Consider the following 19,309-nt stretch of genomic DNA (forward strand, 5'->3'; position numbering starts at 1 on the left):
GCAGGCCATCCCCGTTGCATCCGGAAATCCTCCATATTGACCTGACCGCCGCGACGTCGCGCCGCGTTCCTTGCGACGCGTCCGGCCTTGTCGGCGGCAGGGGGATGGCCGGACTGCTTTTGGACGAAAGCGCGCTCGATGCCGCCGTCTGTTTTGCGCCGGGCCGGCTGGCCGGGTTCGATCTGCCCGGGGCCGGACACGTTTCCCTGGCTTTTTTCTCCCCACGCACCGGCGGGGCGGCTGTCGCGACCCTTGGCGGCTCCCTGGGCCATGCCCTGGCCCGGGCGGGTCTTGCCGGCGTGGTCCTCACGGGCGGATCGGCCCGTCCGGTGGGGCTGGCCATCCGCGACGACGCTGTCCGCTTCGTCGACGCCGCCGGCTTGGCCGGCCGGACCACCACGGAAATTTTCGACAGCCTGCTTGGGGAATACGACGCGGCGGCGGTGACCGGCCCGGCGGCGCTTGCCGGCTCGCCCCTGGCCACGGTGGCGGCCGACCGCTGGCACGATGCCGGCGGCACGGGGGGCGGAGCGGCTCTGGCCGCGAAAAACGTCGTCTTTCTGGCCGCTTCCGGTACGGCCGAGATCCGTCCGGCCGACGCGGCCGGTCTGGCCGTGGCCCGCGCCGCCATGGAGCGCCTTATCGCCGCCGCCCCGGCGCTGGCCGGTCCGTGCGGCTTCGGCCGGTTCGGCACCGCCGCCCTGGTCGATCTGACCGCCGGGCGGCGCATGCAGCCGACGGACAATTTCCGGCGCACCTTTTTCCCCGAAGCCCCGGCCGTCAACGCGCCGCGCCTGGAGGCGCTTTTCCAGGGACACGGCGAAACCTGTCCGGGCTGTCCGGTCGGTTGCCGCCGGGTGGACGCTCGCGGCCGGCTTTTGCCCGATGTGGACGCGCTGTCCCATTTCACGGCCCTGCTCGGGCTGGCCGATCCGGATCTGGCGGTTTTCGCCCGGCAATACTGCCTGGAGCAGGGCCTCGACGCGGCGGGCTGCGCGGTGGTCCTGGCCGCCGAGGCCGAACGGACCGGGGAGGCCGCGACGCCCGAAGGCGTGCGCCGGGGGGTCGCTTCGCTTGCGGCCATGGACGCGGTCGGCCGGGCGCTCGTTGCCGCGCCGGCCCTGCGGGTGAGGGGCGTGGAGCTGCCCGCCTTCGATCCGCGCGGGGCCTATGGTCTGGCCCTGTCCCTGGCTGTCGGCGCTTCCGGTCCCGATCCCTGGCGGGCCGGCTGTCTGGCCCATGAACTGTTGCGCAAGCCCGTGGCCACGGACCGCTTCACCTTCGAAGGCAAGGCCCGGGCCGTCTTTCTGGGCGAGGCCGCCGTGGCCGCCGTCGCCTGTCTGGCCGGCTGTCCCTGGCTGGGGCTGGCCATAAGCCTGGAGGAATGGGCGCTGGCCCTGGCCGCCGTCACGGGCGAACCGGTCGCGGCCGGCGATCTGGCCGCTCTGGGCCAAACGGTCGTGGCCCGGGAGCGTGCCCGAAACGTCCGGTGCGGCCTGACCGCCGCCGATGACGACCTGCCGGAGCGTTTTTTCGTCGAACCCGGCTCGGGCGGGGACGGCATCGACGTGCCGCCGCTCGATCGCGCCGCCTTTCTGGCCGCCCGGGCGAAATATTACCGCTTGTGCGGCCTGTCCGCCGAGGGACTGCCGCTGGCGGCTCCCAGGGAAGCGCCATGGACGCGCTGACAAGCCTTTTCGCCGACCGGCTGGCCCGGGCCGGCCTGTGCGCGCCCGGCGCGGCGGCCATTGTCTGCTGCGACGACGCCGTGACCTTTTCCCGCGACGACGCGCCGCAAAACGCGATGCTGGCCGCAGCCGCGACCCGCCTCGGCGCGGCCTGCCTCATGCTCGTGCCCCCGGCCGAGCCCTACCGCGCCATCCTGGAATTCCTGGCCGCCCGCGAGGCCCCGGCCATCCGCCCCCGCGACTGCGAGACGCGCACCTTCTTCCACGATATCCCGGTCATCGAACGCCCGGACGCGGCGCTGGTCGCCGAGGCCCTGTCCCGGCGCAAGGGGGCCTACCTGCCCGGCCACGGCATCCTGGCCCACGGCGCGCTGTCGCCCGAGCAGGCCTTCATCACCGTGTCCTCGGTGGCCTTTGCCGGATTCGTGAAGTTTTTTTCCGATTATCTCACCGCCCGCCGCGCCGGCGTTCGCGATGCCGGGGCGGATCGCGCCTTCGAGACCGCCGTGGCCCACCTGCCGCCGCCGCCCGAACGCGTGCCGCCGCTTATGCCCGGCCCGTTCGCCGACCGCGAGGCCGCCCTGGCCGCCATGGCCCAGGCCGGACGCGCCACCGTGGACCTGGGGCTGGTCGATTCGGTCTTCGGCAACATCTCCTACAACCTGCGCGGCACGCTGGCCATCAGCCAGACCGGCAGCGCCCTGGACGCCCTCGAAGGGGCCATCGACCTGTGCCCCCTCGACGGTTCGTCCTGCGCCGGGCTCACCGCCTCGAGCGAACTCTCGGCCCACGCCGCCCTGGCTGAAAAAGACGGCCGCAAGGCCATCCTGCACGGCCATCCCAAATTCGCCGTCATCATGTCCATGGACTGCGACGAGCCCCATTGCCGCAACCGCGACGCCTGCCACGTCGCCTGCGACAAATCCCGCTTTCTGGACGACATTCCCATCGTGCCGGGCGAGGTCGGCTGCGGCCCCCGGGGCCTCGTCCACACCATGCCCCCGGCGCTTGTCGGCCGGCGCGGCGTGGTCGTTCTCGGCCACGGCGTCTTCACCATGGGCCGCGACGACTTTAGTAAAGCCCTCGTTGCCCTGTGCGCCATCGAAACATCCTGCCGCGCCCGCTATTTCGAAACGCTTGCGCGCTACAAAGCCTGATACGGAGCCATCCATGCACGAGCCGCACAACTCTTCCCCTCTGACCGTCAGCATCGTCATCCCGGTCTACAACGAGATGCAGACGCTCCCCGTCGTGCTGGCCAAGGTGCTGGCCCGGCCGGAAACCTGGGAAGTGGTCCTTGTGGACGACGCTTCCACCGATGGCAGCCGCCAGTACCTGCAAGGGCTTGACGGCTCGGACCGCATCCGCGTGCTGTTCCACGAGAAAAACCAGGGCAAGGCGGCCGCCCTGCGCACCGGATTCGCCGCCGCCGCCGGCGACGTGGTGCTCATCCAGGACGCGGACCTCGAATACGACCCCGAAGACTACCCCGTGCTGCTCGAACCCATCTTTTCCGGCAAAGCCGACGTCGTCTTCGGCTCCCGCTTCCTTGGTGGCCCCCACCGCGTGCTCTATTTCTGGCACTCCGTGGCCAACAGGCTGCTGACGCTTTTTTCCAACATGTTAAACGACATCAACCTCTCGGACATGGAAGTCTGCTACAAGGTCTTCCGCCGAGAGATCCTCCAGAAAATCCACATCCAAAGCGACCGCTTCGGCGTCGAACCGGAGCTCACCGCCAAAGTGGCCAAGCTCCGGGCCCGCATCTACGAAGTGCCCGTCTCCTACTACGGCCGCACCTACGAGGAAGGCAAAAAAATCGGCTGGCGCGACGGCATCGCCGCCTTCTGGTGGATCATCCGCTTCGGGCTGCTCCATCGCGGCTAGGCCGGCGCGAGGATCACGTCCGCCGGGTCGCCTTTTCCAGCGCCAGCAGCGCCTTTTTCCGATCGAGCCCGCCGGCGTAGCCGGTGAGTGCGCCGTTTGCGCCGATGACGCGGTGGCAGGGAATGAGGATCGAAAGGGGATTTCGCCCCACGGCCGCGCCCACGGCCCGCGCGCCGCTTGGCCGGCCGAGCCGCCGGGCCAGCTCCCCGTAGGTGGTCGTCTCGCCGTAAGGGATGGCGCGAAGCGCCTGCCAGACGGCCTTCTGGAACGGCGTGCCCCTGGGGGCAAGCGGGATGGCGAAGTCCATGCTTCGGCCGGCCAGATAGGCGTCGATCTGCGCCGCCGCCCGAAGGCATACGTCCCCCGGCGGTTCGGCTCCCGGCGTCGGCGCTGTGGCCGGAAAATGCTTTTGCCCCAAAAACCAGGCTCCGAGCAGCATATCGTCCTCGGCCACGAGCAGCATGGGTCCGAGTGTGGTGTCGTGACGGACAGCGGTTCGCACGGCCAGCCTCCTTATAATGTGCGCCACAGGTGCATGACGGCATAGGCCCGCCATGGCCGCCAAACCTCGGCCCGTTGCAGCGCGCGTTTGGCATCGGCCTCGCCGAGGGCCTTTTTCACGCCATGGTCCGTGTGGGGAAAGGCGTCCGGCCAGCCCAGCGCCCGCATGGCGATGTACTGGGCCGTCCATTCCCCGATGCCGGGCAACGCCCGCAACGCCTCGAGGCTTGTTTCCGGGGCCGCCGCTGGCGACAGGACGAGTTCCCCGTCGCGCACGGCCCGGGCCAGCGCGAGAATCGCCCGGGCCCGCCCGGCGATCACGCCGAGCGAGGCGATGGCGTCCAGAGACAACGCCGCCACGCGCTCCGGGGCCGGAAATACCGTGGTCAACGCCCGAAAAGGCGTGTCCAACGGTTCGCCGAAAGCCGCCGCGAACCGGCGGGCCAGGGTGCGGGCGGCGGCCACCGTCACCTGCTGGCCGAGAATGGCCCGCACCGCCACTTCGAAGCCGTCCATGGCCCCGGGCAGGCGCACGCCCTCATGCCCGGCGGCAAGGCCCGCAAGCCCGTCGGCAATGGCCCAAGGATCGCAATCCAGGTCGAAAAGATGGGACACCCGGGCCAGGACCGGCGGCAGAACCGGCATGAGCCCGGCCGACACCGTGACCCGCAAGGCGTTTTTCCCCGCCGCCTGGCCCACGGCGATCCATCCCGCATGGTCCGCGCCGTGGCGCGAGAGCCGCACCGTGCGGCGGTAGATGCCGCCCTCCACCGCTTCGACGCCGTCAACGGCCCGCGCGCCCAGAAAAGCGAGCAGGCCCGCCAGATCGTAGGGCGGACGATAGCCGAGCTCCAGGCCCGGCGCATCCGTGGCCGGGGACTCGCCTGCGGCGCTGGCGCGCAAGCGCGTGGGCGGCATGCGGTAGCGACTGGCAAAAAGCGCGTTGAAGCGCCGCAGGCTGGAAAAACCGCTGGCAAAGGCCACGTCCGTCACCGGCAGCGACGTCTCCGTCAGCAGCTTTTTGGCCAAAAGCAGCCGTTGCGTCTGGGCGAAGGCCACGGGCGAAATCCCGAAGCGGCTTTTGAAGACGCGGCGCAAATGCCGGGCCGTCACGCCAAGCCTGGCGCACAACCCTTCGATGCCGCCATCCTCCAGACACCCTTCGCCCATAAGCCGCACCGCCGCCTCGACCAGCCGCTGCCCGGACCGGACCGTGGACAGCCCCGGCGCGCTCTCCGGCCGGCAGAGCAGGCACGGCCGAAAACCCGCCGCCTCGGCCGCCGCCGCGCTGGGGAAAAAACGACAATGCTTCGGTTTGGGCAGCCTGGCCGTGCAAACAGGCCGGCAATAGATCCCCGTCGAGGTCACGCCCACGAAGAAGCGGCCGTCGAATCGGGCGTCCCTGGCCTGGTAGGCACGGTAACAACTGGCGGCATCAAGCGACATGCACCCAGGCTACCGCTTGCCCATGGACGTGGCTAGCCGTTTTCGGACATGGCTGTGGCTTGGCGGAAAGGGAGCCGGGGCGCTGCCCCGGACCCCGCCAGGGCGCTGCCCTGGACCCGCCGGGAGGCCACGGGCCCCCCGGACCCCCCGATTCGGCTTTGGCCGGGCGGAGGCTTGGCTGGTTTGGCGGGAGGTCGGAGGGGAGAAGATGGCGGCGGCATTTGCCGGGACGGTGCATGTCGCTTCGCGACAAGCTCGTCGCCGGCAAATGCCGCCGCCACCACGCCGTCCGCCCCTTCGGGGCGAAAGGATAAGGAATTTTACTTTTGGAAGCCTTGGAAGAGGCTTTGTGATTGCCTACCCCTTTGAAAGTTTTTGGGGAGGGTGGGGGTCCGGGGGAGGGGACCCTTTTTTTCAAAAAAGGGTCCCCTCCCCCGGGTGCCTTATCTACTCCTTCACATGCAACGCGCTGGCGTCGGCGAGGAGGTCGTTGATGCGGGCGACCATCTGGTGCGGGTCGGACAGGTAGCCGTCGAGGAGCAGGGCGGAGTCGTAGAGTTGTTCCACGGCCTTGCCGAGAAACGGGTCGGCGGCGTCGTTGCGGTAGATGGCGAGCAGGTTACGGATGAGCGCGTGGTCGCGGTTGAGCTCCAGGGCTTTTTTCGGGACCGAGGTGTCCTTGGTGACCATGCGCATGATTTTCTGCATGCTCGAGGTCATGTGGTCGTCGGGGGAGACCAGGCAGGACGGGCTTTGGGTGAGCCGGGTGGACAGGCGCACCTCGGTGACGCGGTCGCCGAGAAGGTCCTTGATCTTTTTGAGGAAGTCGTCGAGGGAGCCTTCCTCGTCCTTGGACAGCTCCGGGGTTTCCTTTTTGGGGGCTTCGCCTTCGAAGGCGTCCAGTTCGCCGGCTTCGACCAGTTCGGCGGATTTGATGGTCAGGTCCTTGTAGGTGCGGATGGAGTCCATGATGAACTCGTCCACGGGCTCGTAGAGGTAGAGGACTTCGAGGCCCTTGGCCCGGAAGATTTCCAGGTGGGGGTTTAAGTCCAGGGCATCGCGGGATGGGCCGGACAGGTAGTAGATGGATTTCTGGCCTTCCTTGGCGCGTTCGACGTAGGCGGCGAGCGAGGTGTCGTTGTCGGCGCGTTCGATGGCCGAGGAGTCGAAGCGCATGAGTTCGGCGAAGGTTTCGCGGTGGGCGAAGTCGCCGTAGCCGAGCTTGAGGGCTTGCCCGTGTTCCTTGAAGAAGGCGGCGTACTTGTCCGGGTCTTCCTTGGCCAGGCTTTTGAGCTTGTCGAGGATCTGCTTGACGATGACGGTCTGGATTTTGCGCAGCACCAGGTTTTCCTGGAGCGTTTCGCGCGAGAGGTTGAGCGGCAGGTCTTCGGTGTCGACCACGCCGCGTACGAAGCCCAGGTATTCGGGGATGAGTTCCTTGACTTCCTTGGAGATGAGCACCCGGCGCACGTAGAGGTCGAGGCCGTTGTGCAGGGCATCGCGGAAGGCCATGGGCCCGAGTCCCTTGGCCGGGACGAAGAGCAGGGCGGTGAACTGCACCGGCGCGTCGACGCTTATATGGATGGTGGCCAGGGGTTCTTCTTCGTCGTAGGTCAGGAACTTATAAAATTCCTTGTATTGTTCCGGGGTGACGCTGAATTTGGACTCGCGCCACAGGGCGGGTAGGGTGTTGGTCTTTTCGCCGTCGACCAGGACGGGGAAGGAGATGAAGTTGGAGTGCTTGCGCAACACGTCCTTGACGCGCTGCGGATCGGCGTACTCCTTGGTGTCTTCCTTCAGCTCGATCTCGATGGTGGTGCCGCGCGGGGCGTCGCCCTCCACGTCCTCGACGGAGAAGCTGCCCGAGCCGTCGGAGATCCAGCGGGCCGGGGCGGCGTCGGGCTTAAAGGAGCGGGAGGTGACGGTGACCTTGTCGGCGACCATGAAGACCGAATAGAATCCCACGCCGAACCGGCCGATGAGGTTCGAGGCGGCGTCCTTGTTTTCGGCCACGGACTTCATGAAGGCCTCGGTGCCGGATTTGGCGATGGTGCCGAGGTTTTCGATGAGTTCGTTTTGCGTCATGCCGCAGCCGGTGTCGGCGATGGTGAGCCTGCCGCCGTCCTTGTCCGTGGTGATGCGGATTTCAAGGGGCGCTTCGGCGTCGGCGATGGTGGTTCCCTTGCTTATTTCGAAGCGCAGCTTGTCCAGGGCGTCGGAGGCGTTGGAGACGAGTTCGCGGAGAAATATTTCCCGATTGGTGTAGATGGAGTGGGTGATGATATCGAGGAGCTTACGGATTTCGGCTTTGAATTCGTGGGTTTCCCCGGAAGCGGCGGTCATGGGTCACTCCTTGTTGCGTGGTTTGGCCGGCCGGCGGGCGGCCGCAAAAAAGGCTCGCACCCCTTGGACGGGTCGGGCCTGTGGGGGGATGCCCCAGCTCGGAGAAATAGAAATATAAGGAGGGAGATAAGCAGGGAAGGCGTTGTGTCAAGAGCGCGGCGGGACGTCGGGCGGAGACGTCGGGAAAGGAGGCGCGACCCATTGACAGGCCGGGGCGGTTGTTTATTTTCGGCTGTGAAGAGCAACCTTTGTCGGAGGTGCGTATATGGTTATTGATCTCAGTCCGTTTTATGGCGCCAACACGCCTTTTGACCGGCTGTTCGAATCCTTGTGGCCGGCCATGTCCATCAGCCAGCGCAGCATGGCGTATCCGCCGATCAATATCGGCGAGGACGACGACAATATTTACGTGCGCTGCGAGATTCCGGGCATGGACATTGGCGATCTGGATCTGACGCTGACCGATTCGAGCCTGGTCATCAAAGGCGAGCGCAAGGCGGTCAAGGGCAAGTATTATCGCCAGGAGCGGCCCACGGGCTTTTTCCAGCGTGTGGTCAACATTCAAGCCGCCGTGGCCCGGGAGAAGGTGACGGCGTCCATGCGCGACGGGGTGTTGGAAGTCGTTTTGCCCAAGTCGGATGAGAGCAGGCCCAAGAAGATCAACATCGAAGCCGTGTAGACGCGCCGGCGCAGTTGCCGCAGGAGGACGACCATGACGGAGACCGTTGCGAAGAACGAGGAGCGCCGGTTGCCCCGGGTGAAGCCGGCCACGGATATCATCGAAAAGGAAGACGGGTTTTATATTTACGTCGACATGCCGGGCGTGACCAAGGAGGATCTGGTCATCGACCTCAACGAGGACGAGCTCAAGGTTTCGGGCAAGGCGGAGTACGTGCTGCCCGAGGGACAAAAGCTCGCCCACGTGGAGTTTGGCGGCGGCGAGTATTTCCGCAGTTTCACGGTGTCGCACATCGTGGACAAGGAACGGATCAAGGCCACGCTGAAGGATGGGGTGCTGGAACTGCATTTGCCACGCCAGGAAAAGGCGCAGCCCCGCAAAATCGAGATCCAGGCCGGTTAAAAGCCGTACAGGCAGGGCCGGGATGCGGAAAACCGCATCCCGGTTTTGTCGTTTGTGGGGGAGGAAAGGATTTGTCCTGCCTGTGAAGAGGAATAATTAAGATTTCAAAAATGTAATGTTTGGATGGCGTTGGATACTGCTTGGGATTTGAAATGTGAAAAAAAGGTACTAGTGGCATTTTGAAGCCTTCGTGTTGACAAGAAGGGAAAAGAGCAGCACTGTCCGTCGCCATTGCGGCATTTCGCAGGAATATCTCAAGGAGATGGTATGGAAGAGTATCTGAAAAGCGCTCTGGAGATCGTCAAGGCGCAGGCGTCCGTGCGCAACATGACCGACGAGGAGATCACCTCCATGGTTCGTCGGCTGGCCATCGGCATTCGTGACATCAGCGGCGAGGCTCCGGCCGAGGAAGCGCAGCAGGCCGTCGGCATGGATCCGAAGAAGGCGATCAAGGAAAAATCCGTCACCTGCCTGGAATGCGGCAAGTCGTTCAAGGTGATTACCAAAAAGCACCTCGCTTCCCATGGGCTGACTCCGGAAGAATACAAGGCCAAGCACGGCTATAAGAAGTCCATGCCGCTTGTTTGCAAGTCACTGCAACGGGATCGGCGCAAAAAGATGAAGGATATGCGGTTGTGGGAGAAGAAGGGAAAAGTTGTGGCCTAACGCGGGACTTTCTGCTAACCGAAAATCCGAATATAGGACTGGCCGCGCCGGACCATTCCCCCGCCGTCGTTTCCGGGGCGAAGGGTTTGGGGCGCAGCGGCAATCATACGAGAAGGAGATCGCACGCACATGGCTAAAACTGACATCATCGCCAAAATCCAGGCCAATGCCGGCATCGCCACCAAGGCCGAGGCGGGGAAGGTTCTTGACGCCGTCCTGGCGGCCATCCAGGATTCCCTGGTTGCGGGCGAGGCGCTGACCCTGACGGGCTTCGGCACCTTCAAGGTGTCCGAGCGGGCGGCGCGTACCGGCCGCGATCCCCGCACCGGAAACGCCATCGACATTCCGGCTTCCAAGGCTGTCCGGTTCACCCCGGGCAAGACCCTCAAGGACGCCGTGAAGTAGTTTTCTTTTGCCCTTTGGGCAGCAAAGGCCGCGGGAAACCGCGGCCTTTTTTTATGGGGTCCCTTACAGCGGCGCCCAGCCGAGCAGCGAAAATCCCGTTTCCGGGTCCTTGGACCGGGCCAGGTCCGTGCCGAGTATCTCGATCACCACCACCTCGAAAATCTTCCACACGTCGAGCCCCGGCCGCACGCAGCCGGCCCGCGTCTCCTCGCCGCGCCCGAGCACGCCGTGCATGTGCAGCATCGGCTTGCCGCCGATGGCGGAGGGAAAAAGCGTGCCCACGGCAGCGGCCTCGTGCACGCGGGAGATGGCCGCGAACATGGCCGTCGGCGGCATGACCGTGCCGTCCTTGGGACCGACCACCAGCTTTCCCTTTCCCAGCCCGCCAAGGGCCAGCACCACGGCCGAGGTCACTTCCCGCTCGGCGGCGAACGCCTCGATGGCGTCCGGAATACGGTCGCCGTCGCCGAGGCGCAGCACGAACACGCGGCCGATGCGGCCTTCGGATACGATCATGCCATTCTCTCCGGTTGTTCCTGGTTTCGAAAGCGTCGTACACGGCGGATACGCCGGGCCGCGCCACGGATGTGGCCGGGGGCCTGTCCTTCTCGCCGCCGCGTTTTCCGGTCGGGCGACGCGGCGCGTTCACCGCGACCTTCCCGACATGCGGCATTTGCATGTGCGGACCAAAAGGGGCTGGGAATTGTCCCGGCGGGGGCGGTCAAGGCGTCGCGCTCGCGACGCTTCTTTTCGACGGCCCCCACCCAGCGGACATCCGCGCGCATCGCCGGGGATGGCGCGCAATTCTGCGGAAAGGGCCGCGCCAACCGGCGCGGCATGGACCGGCTCGTGTCGTTTCCTCGAGGCGGAGTTACCCGTGAGGGGACACTAGACCTTGTTGAATTCGCTTTTCGGGGCGCCGCAGACCGGGCAGACCCAATCCTCGGGGATGTCTTCGAACTTGGTGCCGGGAGCCACGCCATTGTCGGGATCGCCGGCGGCGGGATCATACACATAGCCACAGATGCTGCATTCGTATTTGTCCATGAAAAAGCTCCTTTGGGGTTGAGCCGGATGGCATTCCTTATTTGCCCGCAGCGCCGGGGCCGCAATGGCTCCCTTGCCTGCGCGGCAACAAGGTTATTGGTCGATGGGGCGCCGAAAAGGCATCCGTATGCGCCTGCCGCATCGCCGGATGCGTCCCCACCGACAGTCCATGCGACTGTAGATAGCGATCACGCCGGCCCAAGTCTATCCTTTAGTTCGCACCAAATTGTCAAGAGTGGCCAGCATCCTGGTCTACTCCTGCCGGAACTGTTCCACCAGCTCGGCCAGATGATGGGCCATGGAGCGCACCTCGCCGATGCGGGTGTTGGCGTCGCCGATCTGGCGGGCGATGTCCTTGGACAGTTCGTTGATGTGGCTCACGCTGCCGTTGACTTCCTCGCTGGTGGCGGACTGTTGCTCCGAAGCGGCGGCGATGTTGCGCACCATGTCGGCGATGCGGTTGGATTGCTCGACGATGCCCGTGAGCACGAAGCCGGACTTTTCGGCCATGCCCGCCGTCTGTTCCACCTTGGACTTGGTGTCGTTCATGCCGGCCACGACCAGGCGCGTGCTGTCCTGGATGTCGGTTATGGCCGTGGCCACCTCGGCGGTCGCGGTCATGGTCTTTTCGGCCAGTTTGCGGACCTCGTCGGCGACGACCGCGAATCCGCGCCCGGCATCGCCGGCCCTGGCCGCCTCGATGGCGGCGTTTAAGGCCAGCAGGTTCGTCTGGTCGGCGATGTCGCCGATGACGGACAGCACCTGGCCGATGTTGACGGCCCTGGTCTCGAGGTTGGCCAGGGACCCGGCCAGCTCGGCGGTCTTGACCGAGACCTGCTTGGTCTCGTCCACGGTGCGGGCCACCTCCTGGCCGCCGTCGATGGCGGCCCTGGTGGCCACGTCCGAGGCCTGGGCCGTGTCGCCGGCGTTTTGGGCCACCTCGATCACGGTGGCGTTCATCTCCTCCATGGCCGTGGCCACGCGCTCGGTCTCGCGGGCGGTGTTTTCCACGCCGCCGGTCAGCTCGTCCATGCTGGCGGTCAGGATGTCCGAGGCGTCGGACAGGTTCTTGGCCACGGCGGTGACCTCGTCGGCCACGACCAGGAGTTTCTCGCGCTGGGAGCGGATGCGGTCCTTGTCCTTTTCCTCCTGGGTCAGGTCGATGAGCACGCCGATGACGCCGACCACGTCGCCCGAGGCGTTTTTGAGCGGGGAAATCTCGTAGTGCAGGGGAAAGACCTGGCCGTCGGTTCGGGTGAACCGGGTGAACCCGCTGGCGCACTCCCCGGAATCGAGCACTCCGGCGCAGCCCGAGCGTCCGTCCTCGCGCTTGAAACTGTCGGCCACGAGTGCGCCCAGCATTTCGGCGTCGGTCTTGCCGAGGATATGCTGGAGGGGGATGTTGACAAATTCGAAGCGGCGGTTCTTATCGGCCACGAAAATGGGAATGATGACGCCGTTTAAGATGCCCTTGTTGTATTCGAGCTGGTCCTTGATGGTGCGCACCATGGCCGAGAGGTTGACGGCGAGCTGGGCGATCTCGTCCTTGCCCGGCACATCGAAGGAAAGGTCGAGGGAACCGTGGCTTATGGCCTCGGACAGGCCGGCCAGCTTTTTTACCCGGCCGACCACGGAATGCTTCATGAAGAGCAGCAGGGCGACGAGCAGGGCGGCCATGCCGCCAAGGGACAGGCCGGCGCTTTTTATCTGGTCGTCCCGCAGCCGGGTCACTTCCGGGGTGATGTCCTGGACCACGACCATGGCCCCGAGGATGGGCTTGGACGCCCCGTGGCAGTGGTGGCAGGCCGGTTCGTTGCGCACGGAGCTTACGGCCACGAAGGACCTGGTTCCGGCCCAGGGCAGGATGTCGCCGCCGTGGAAGTCGTCGGCCAGGGCTTTCCCCACCAGTCCGGTGACGGCCGCGTCCGGGGACAGGGCGGTGAAATCCCGGCGCACGGCGGCGGTGTCCGTGGAGTAGGTCACGTTGCCCTGGAAGTCGGTCAGAAAGACCCGGATGTCGGTGTGGGCCGCGGCCACCTTGGTGAACTGGGCCGCGGTTTCGGCATTCTTGCCGAGGCGCATGGGCTCTTCGATGGCCATGCGCAGGATGTCGCTTATGCGCCGGGCGGTGTGGTCGATCTGGGCCACGGAGCCCTGGCGCTGCCAGTGGGCGTTGGCCAGGAAAAGGCCGGTGAAGGCGAGGATGGTCAGGCCCGAAACGAGCAGGAGCACCTTGAGTCCAAGCGAGCGTGAAACGACTCCCATCCCTTCCCCCCTGGTGGCTGTCCGCGAAAGGCGTTGGCGCGCGTTTCACGGGCAGCACATGTATTTTTAGATACCCGTGTGCAACCCTTGTCTGTGGCTGTTTAAAAGATTGTGGTTGGCTGGCCGGCGTCTGGGGATGACGGGCGCTCGCGTCATATTTGGGCACACATCCCTGCTTTTGGCCTCGCCGGCTTCTCTCCGATTCCTTTCGAACCCCGGGAAAGTTTTTCCCCCGGTTTCCCCATGCTACACCTTTAAAAGATTTAGGAAGGGGAGAGCGCGAGAGGGGAGAACCCTTTTTAAAGGGTTTCCCCTCTCGCATCCTCTTCTCCCCAAACACTAATGCGCTCCGGCGAAGAGCATGGGCTTGAAGTTGAAGTTGCGCACGCGTTCGGCGTTGTGGCAGCGCTCGCACTCGGACATGGCCAGCTTCGATTTGATGAGGGACGGGTCGCCGCCGGAAGCGACATGGGCCGAGCCCGGGCCGTGGCAGACCTCGCAGCCGGCATTGGCCAGTTCGGGCGTTTTTTCGAAGCTCACGAAGCCGCCGGGCTGGCCGTAGCCGGTGGTATGGCAGGCGAAGCAGCCGCGCAGTTCCTCGGGCGTGAGCTTTTTGGCCATGATCTTGACCGATTGGGAGGAGTGGGCTTTTTTCGAGTACTTGGAATACGATTCGTATTCCTTGGCGTGACATTCCTGGCAGGCTTTGGAGCCGACGTAGACGGCGGGGTTGGCGGGCGCGGACGGGGCTTGGCCGTTTTGTTGGGCAAAGGCGGGGAGGGGAGAGGAGAGCAGGGCCGCCGCGAGCAAAGCCATACAAAAAGACCGCAGCCGGACTGACATGATATGCTCCTGGGCTCGGGTGGAAAATCAAAATTACATTAGCCTATTTCCAAAGCCCAATCAATACGGTTTGGCCGATGGCAGTGATGAATCACGACGAAACCGCCGTCCTTCGGACGGCGGCGGAAACGGGGAAGAGCGAGGAAACGCGCGTTGATGGACCCGCCGGGGAAACTCCGGGGAAATCTCCCCGACGGACCAGGGGCGGGGAATCCCGCCCGAAAGGATCTACCAGTCGAGGGTGGCCTTGAAGGCTTCGGCCAGCTCGTCGGCGGTTTCGGCGCAGAAGATGACCGATCCCCGGCGCAGGATCAAATCCGGGGCGTCGGTGACCACGCCGATGCGGCCAAGGGCCTCTCCGGCGAAAAGCGCCTCGAAGGCGTCCCGGTTTGCCGGGGCGACCGTCACCACCAGCCGGCTTTGCGACTCGGCGTAGAGCAGCTCCAGGTCGGTGAGCCCCGGAACGGCCGGGACCAAGGCCAGATCCAGGTCCGCGCCGAGCCGGCCGCCAAGCGCCATCTCGGCCAGGGCCACGGCCAAGCCGCCGTCGGAGCAGTCGTGGCAGGCGGAAACCAGTCCCCGGCGCATGGCCGCGTGCAGGGCGCTGTAGCGCCGCGCGGCCGGGGTGGCGTCGACCTGGGGCACGTCGGGCGAGGAAAAGCCCAGTTCGTCGGCAAGCTCCGAAGCGCCCAGTTCCGGGCGCGTGACGCCGAGGACGTAGACTAGGTCGTCGGCCCGCTTGAAATCGGACGTCACCACCCGGGCGACGTCGGGCACGAATCCCATGACCGAAAAGAGCACCGTGGGCGGGATGGAGATCTTGGCTCCGCCGCCGGAGTAGTCGTTTTTCATGGAATCCTTGCCCGAAACGCAGGGCACGCGGTAGGCCCGGCAGAAATGGGCCAGGGCCCGGTTGGCGCGTACGAGCTGGGCCAGCTTGTAGCGGCCGTCCGGGGTCTTTTCCGATTCCACCGGGTCGCACCAGCAGAAGTTGTCCACCCCGGCCAGGCGCGCGGGATCCGCGCCCACGGCCACCGCGCCGCGCACGGCCTCGTCGATGGCCGCGGCCATCATCCAGTAGGTGTCGATGTCGGAGTAGCGCGGGCAGATGCCGTGGGAGAGGGCCACGCCCTCGGGCCGCGACAGGTCCGGGCGCAGCACGCCGCCGTCGGACGGGCCGTCGCGCCGCGCGCCGCACAGGGGCTTGACCGCCGAGCCGCCTTTGACCTCGTGGTCGTACTGGCGCACCACGTATTCCTTGCTGCAGATATTGAGCCGGCCGAGCATGCGCTTTAAGAGCTTGCCGTGTCCGCCGCCGGGCATGACGGGCTCGGTGCGGGGGATTTCCGGGCGTTTCCACGCGGCGGCGAGATGCATGCGCGGCGCGCCTCCGTGCAGGAACTCCATGTCGATGTAGGCGATGACGCGCTTGCCGTAATGGACGCGCAGGAACCCGGAGTCGGTGAAGTTGCCGAGTTCGGTGGACTCCACGCCCATTTCGCGGGAAAGCTTCAGGAAGGCCGGGAGATGGTTGGGCGGCACGGCCAGGGTCATGCGCTCCTGGGCTTCGGAGGTGAAAATCTCCCAGGGGACCAGACCGTCGTATTTGAGCGGCACCCGGTCGAGGTAGAGCTCGCAGCCGCCGCTGTCCTGGGCCATCTCGCCCACGGAGCTCGACAGCCCGCCCGCGCCGTTGTCGGTGATGGCGTGGTAGAGCCCCAGGTCGCGGGCGCGCATGAGGAAGTCGTACATGCGGCGCTGGGTGATGGGGTCGCCGATCTGCACGGCCGTGGCCGGCGAGCCCTCGTGCAGCTCTTCGGAGGAGAAGGTCGCGCCGTGGATGCCGTCCTTGCCGACCCGGCCGCCGACCATGACGATGTAGTCCCCGGACATGGCCTTTTTGACGTAGCTCGGCTTGCCGCCAAGGGCTGCGGGCAGGGTGCCGACCGTGCCGCAAAAAACCAGCGGCTTGCCGAGGTAGCGCTCGTCGAAGACGATGGAGCCGTTGACGGTCGGGATGCCGGACTTGTTGCCGCCGTGCTCCACGCCCTCGCGCACGCCTTCGAGCACCCGGCGGGGATGGAGCAGGCGCGGGGGAAGCTGGCCTTCCCAAAACGGCGAGGCGAAGCAGAAGACGTCGGTGTTGCACAAAAGGTTCGCCCCCATGCCGGTGCCCATGGGGTCGCGGTTGACGCCGACGATGCCGGTCAGCGCGCCGCCGTAGGGATCGAGGGCCGAGGGGCTGTTGTGGGTCTCCACCTTGATGCAGATGTGCAGCTCGTCGGTAAAGCGCACCACGCCGGCGTTGTCGGAAAAAACAGACAAGCAGAAGTCGTTTTCGCCAAGAGCCTTGCGGATGTCGCGGGTCGATCCCTGGACGTAGGTCTTGTACAGGCTCTCGATGACCTCGACCTCGCCGGTTTCCTCGTCCACGTAGTCGATGACGGCGTTGAAGATCTTGTGCTTGCAGTGCTCGGACCAGGTCTGGGCGATGCACTCGAGCTCCACGTCGGTGGGGTTGTGCACAAGGCCGAAGACCGAGCGGCGCATCTTGAAGCCCGGCCGGCCGAAGTAGGCGCGGATGGCCCACCACTCGGGCAACGACAGGGCCAGGGTGCGCGCGCGCCCGAATTCCAGCATGTCCGCTTCGAGCATGTTGAACAGGTCCGGGGCCTCGACCTTGGCGCTGGCCTGTCCGGTCACCCTGGCGGCGCGGGCGGGAAAGCCCGGCTCGGCGCGCCACTCGTCGCCGGACTTGATGTCGTGGCGCTGGAGCAGGTCGTTGGCGAGCAGGTCCACGGCCACGCGCTCGGCCGCGGCCCGGTCGGACAGGCCCTCGATGTGGTACTGGGCGGCGGTGTAGACGGCGAGCGACGCCTTGCGGTCCTCGGGCAGGGAAAGCGCCAGGGCGATGGTGTCCCGGGCGGTCCTGGCCTCGTTGTCGGTCACGCCCGGGCGAAAGCCGATCTCGATGACCCAGTCCGTGGCTTCCGGGGCCGGGGAGATGGGATCGAGGGAAGCTTCCTGCACCACCGGGTCGTGCAGCACGCCGGCGGCGGCGACTTCGGCCGCTTCGGCCTCGGTCAGGCCGTCGATGGTAAAGATTTTGACGAGGCGAACGGCCGTGACGGGCAGGCGCAGTTCGTTTCCGATCTTGGCGGCCACCCGATGGCCGAGGACGTCCGTAACGCTTGGGCGCAGGCCCACGGCGACGCGACTGAGCATGGCGTTCCTTTCCTGATGGGCCGATGCGCGCCGGCAGCCGCCGGCCGGGCCCGGTCTATTTGTCCCGGGCGAGCATGGGCGCCAGCACCTGGCCGATGAGGTCGGCTTCCGGCGAGGGAGGGAAGACGGCCAGGGCGGCCTGGGCTTTTTCCAGGTAGGCGGCGGCCATTTCCCGGGTTTTTTCGGCGTGTCCGCCGGCGACGATGTTGCCGCGCAAGTATTCGATGTCCTCGCCGGAAAGCTGGTCCTGGCGGAAATCCTCGGCCAGGCGGCGACGCGCCTCGAAGGGCTGGGCGGCGAGGTAGAGGATCAGGGGCAGCGTGACCTTGCCTTCCTTGAGGTCCCCGCCCGTGGGTTTGCCGGAAACCGCGGCCGGAGAGGTATAGTCCAGGGCGTCGTCCACGAGCTGGAAGGCGATGCCGCAGTTGACGCCGAGGGTCTTGGCCGCCTCGCACAGGTTGGCGTCGACTCCGGCCAGCACCGCGCCGCAGTGGCAGGCGGCCTGGAGCAGGTGGGCCGTTTTGCCCGTGATGATGGAAAGATAGGTGTCGAGCGGCAGGTCGGTGTCTCGCAGATGGGCGATTTCCAAGATCTCGCCCGTGGCGGTCTGGAGCAGGGCCTCGGAGAGGATGCGGGTCAGCTCCGGGTCGTCGTATTCGGCCACGGTCCGGTTGGCCAGGGCCAAAAGCACGTCGCCGGCCAGGATGGTGTGGGTGGCGCCGAAACGGGTATGAGCCGAGGGTCGGCCGCGCCTAAGCGTCGCCCCGTCCACGATGTCGTCGTGGAGGAGTGTGGCCGAATGGAGGAACTCCAGGGAGCAGGCCAGGGGATAGACGTCGTCTTCCTGGTGCCCCAGCGCCCTGGCCACCAAAATGGCGAGCAGCGGACGCAGGCGTTTGCCTCCGGCCAAAAGCACATGGCGCACCACCGGCTGCACCAGAGGACTCAACGACGCCGTGGCGTCCTCCAGGTGCCGGTTTATGGCCGGAACTTCCCGAGATAATATGTCCGCGAAATCGCTCATCCGCTGGCGTTTAACAGGATTGGTCCGGGGCTGGCAAGGGGGAACCGGCCGGCAAATGGCGTTCTTTGGCCATTTGCGCGATCTCGCAAAGCCGGGCAAGCGCCCTGGTTCCGGTTGCGCCCATGGCCAGACTCAGCTCGCCCACATAGGCCTCGATGTGGGCCCGGATGACGGCCTCGTTTTTTTCCCGGGCCAGCAGCCGGGCCAGCGGAGCCACCAGTTCCGGCTCCTCCCGGGCGGCCAGGAGGCTTCGGCGCAAAAGCTCCCCAAGCGCGGTCAACCGCGCCTGGCCCAGGCTTTTTTTTGCCAGGATCACGCCCAGCGGCACGGGCACATCCGGCAGGCGCGCCTCCCACCACCGGCCGAGGTCGAGGACCAGGCGCAGGCCGTGGTCGGCGGCGGCCAGGGCGGTTTCGTGGATGAGCAGGCCCGCCTCGGTCCGGCCGGAGCGCACCGCGTCGACGATGGCGTCGTAGCGCACCGGGACAAACGCGGCGTCCGGGGGCGGCAGGGCCGGGTCGTCGTCGGCCAGGGCGGCCCGCAAAAGCGTCGCCGCCGTGGTGCGCAGCCCCGGCACGGCCACGGTCTTCGGCCGGCCGGTAAAGCCGGCGTCGCACACGAGCTTGGGGCCGGCCCCGAAGCCGAAAGCCGCGCCCGAGGGCAGCACGGCGTAACGGTCGGCCAGGGGCGCGGCCATGGCCGCCGAAACCTTGACCACGTCGTAGGTCCCGGCCAGGGCGGCTTCGTTTAGGGTTTCCACATCCTCGAAAGCGAAGGTCGCCCGGGCGTCCGGCAGGCCCACCCGGCCGAGAATCCAGGCCCCGAAGATGACCACGTCGTTGGGACAGGGGGAAATGGCGACGGAAACGGCATCGCTTGGCACGGGGA

The 19,309-nt window shown here is 66.2% G+C and carries 17 protein-coding genes; 7 read left to right on the top strand and 10 right to left on the bottom strand.

The window, feature by feature from the left end:
* The first annotated feature begins 14 nt into the window (after positions 1–14).
* Genes DESFRDRAFT_RS17125 through DESFRDRAFT_RS17135 form a run of 3 tightly spaced genes read left to right on the top strand, consistent with a single transcriptional unit; the run spans position 15 to position 3,575 of the window.
* Complete coding sequence (locus tag DESFRDRAFT_RS17125; RefSeq protein ID WP_005996034.1) at positions 15–1,688, top strand: aldehyde ferredoxin oxidoreductase C-terminal domain-containing protein; 1,674 nt, start codon at positions 15–17, stop codon at positions 1,686–1,688.
* Complete coding sequence (locus DESFRDRAFT_RS17130) at positions 1,676–2,845, top strand: class II aldolase/adducin family protein (RefSeq protein ID WP_005996036.1); 1,170 nt, start codon at positions 1,676–1,678, stop codon at positions 2,843–2,845. The genes DESFRDRAFT_RS17125 and DESFRDRAFT_RS17130 overlap by 13 nt, the downstream gene beginning before the upstream one ends.
* A 13-nt stretch (positions 2,846–2,858) precedes the next feature.
* Positions 2,859–3,575, top strand: coding sequence for a glycosyltransferase family 2 protein (locus DESFRDRAFT_RS17135; protein WP_005996038.1), 717 nt, complete (start codon positions 2,859–2,861; stop codon positions 3,573–3,575).
* 13 nt (positions 3,576–3,588) lie between these two features.
* Here the strand turns inward: DESFRDRAFT_RS17135 and DESFRDRAFT_RS17140 are convergent, their stop codons facing one another.
* The 3 genes from DESFRDRAFT_RS17140 to htpG form a co-directional block, all read right to left on the bottom strand.
* Positions 3,589–4,077 (bottom strand): methylated-DNA--[protein]-cysteine S-methyltransferase, encoded by a 489-nt coding sequence (locus tag DESFRDRAFT_RS17140; RefSeq protein ID WP_005996040.1) that lies wholly within the window; start codon positions 4,075–4,077, stop codon positions 3,589–3,591.
* A gap of 11 nt (positions 4,078–4,088) precedes the next feature.
* On the bottom strand, positions 4,089–5,522 hold the full coding sequence (locus tag DESFRDRAFT_RS17145) for a DNA-3-methyladenine glycosylase 2 family protein (protein ID WP_005996042.1): 1,434 nt from the start codon (positions 5,520–5,522) through the stop codon (positions 4,089–4,091).
* Positions 5,523–5,969: 447 nt separating this feature from the next.
* Entirely contained in the window at positions 5,970–7,865 is a 1,896-nt protein-coding gene (htpG, locus tag DESFRDRAFT_RS17150; RefSeq protein WP_005996044.1) for a molecular chaperone HtpG, read from the bottom strand.
* Positions 7,866–8,130: 265 nt separating this feature from the next.
* Here htpG and DESFRDRAFT_RS17155 point away from each other — a divergent pair, with 265 nt between their 5' ends.
* The 4 genes from DESFRDRAFT_RS17155 to DESFRDRAFT_RS17170 all read left to right on the top strand — a co-directional run bounded on the left by DESFRDRAFT_RS17155 (position 8,131) and on the right by DESFRDRAFT_RS17170 (position 10,017).
* A complete protein-coding gene (locus tag DESFRDRAFT_RS17155) occupies positions 8,131–8,544 on the top strand; it encodes an Hsp20/alpha crystallin family protein (RefSeq protein WP_005996046.1) in 414 nt (137 codons plus the stop codon).
* 33 nt (positions 8,545–8,577) lie between these two features.
* Entirely contained in the window at positions 8,578–8,946 is a 369-nt protein-coding gene (locus DESFRDRAFT_RS17160; RefSeq protein WP_005996048.1) for an Hsp20/alpha crystallin family protein, read from the top strand.
* A gap of 267 nt (positions 8,947–9,213) precedes the next feature.
* Positions 9,214–9,612: a MucR family transcriptional regulator gene (locus tag DESFRDRAFT_RS17165; RefSeq protein ID WP_005996051.1), complete on the top strand. Its 399-nt coding sequence runs from the start codon at positions 9,214–9,216 to the stop codon at positions 9,610–9,612.
* A 129-nt stretch (positions 9,613–9,741) separates the two neighbouring features.
* Positions 9,742–10,017: an HU family DNA-binding protein gene (locus DESFRDRAFT_RS17170; protein ID WP_005996053.1), complete on the top strand. Its 276-nt coding sequence runs from the start codon at positions 9,742–9,744 to the stop codon at positions 10,015–10,017.
* A gap of 63 nt (positions 10,018–10,080) precedes the next feature.
* Here DESFRDRAFT_RS17170 and DESFRDRAFT_RS17175 read toward each other — a convergent pair whose 3' ends face one another.
* The 7 genes from DESFRDRAFT_RS17175 to DESFRDRAFT_RS17205 all read right to left on the bottom strand — a co-directional run bounded on the left by DESFRDRAFT_RS17175 (position 10,081) and on the right by DESFRDRAFT_RS17205 (position 19,304).
* Positions 10,081–10,533 carry a PPC domain-containing DNA-binding protein gene (locus DESFRDRAFT_RS17175; protein ID WP_005996055.1) on the bottom strand — a complete coding sequence of 151 codons (453 nt, stop codon included), beginning with the start codon at positions 10,531–10,533 and terminating at the stop codon, positions 10,081–10,083.
* A gap of 372 nt (positions 10,534–10,905) precedes the next feature.
* A complete protein-coding gene (rd, locus tag DESFRDRAFT_RS17180) occupies positions 10,906–11,064 on the bottom strand; it encodes a rubredoxin (RefSeq protein ID WP_005996058.1) in 159 nt (52 codons plus the stop codon).
* A 252-nt stretch (positions 11,065–11,316) separates the two neighbouring features.
* On the bottom strand, positions 11,317–13,329 hold the full coding sequence (locus tag DESFRDRAFT_RS17185; protein WP_005996060.1) for a methyl-accepting chemotaxis protein: 2,013 nt from the start codon (positions 13,327–13,329) through the stop codon (positions 11,317–11,319).
* 339 nt (positions 13,330–13,668) lie between these two features.
* Complete coding sequence (locus tag DESFRDRAFT_RS17190) at positions 13,669–14,172, bottom strand: cytochrome c family protein (protein ID WP_005996062.1); 504 nt, start codon at positions 14,170–14,172, stop codon at positions 13,669–13,671.
* 228 nt (positions 14,173–14,400) lie between these two features.
* Entirely contained in the window at positions 14,401–17,397 is a 2,997-nt protein-coding gene (locus DESFRDRAFT_RS17195) for a phosphoribosylformylglycinamidine synthase subunit PurL (protein WP_005996064.1), read from the bottom strand.
* Positions 17,398–17,452: 55 nt separating this feature from the next.
* Complete coding sequence (locus DESFRDRAFT_RS17200; RefSeq protein ID WP_005996066.1) at positions 17,453–18,421, bottom strand: polyprenyl synthetase family protein; 969 nt, start codon at positions 18,419–18,421, stop codon at positions 17,453–17,455.
* A 10-nt stretch (positions 18,422–18,431) separates the two neighbouring features.
* Complete coding sequence (locus DESFRDRAFT_RS17205; protein WP_005996068.1) at positions 18,432–19,304, bottom strand: MqnA/MqnD/SBP family protein; 873 nt, start codon at positions 19,302–19,304, stop codon at positions 18,432–18,434.
* Positions 19,305–19,309 lie beyond the last annotated feature (5 nt).

It is taken from the genome of Solidesulfovibrio fructosivorans JJ] (assembly GCF_000179555.1).
GTDB lineage: Bacteria > Desulfobacterota > Desulfovibrionia > Desulfovibrionales > Desulfovibrionaceae > Solidesulfovibrio > Solidesulfovibrio fructosivorans.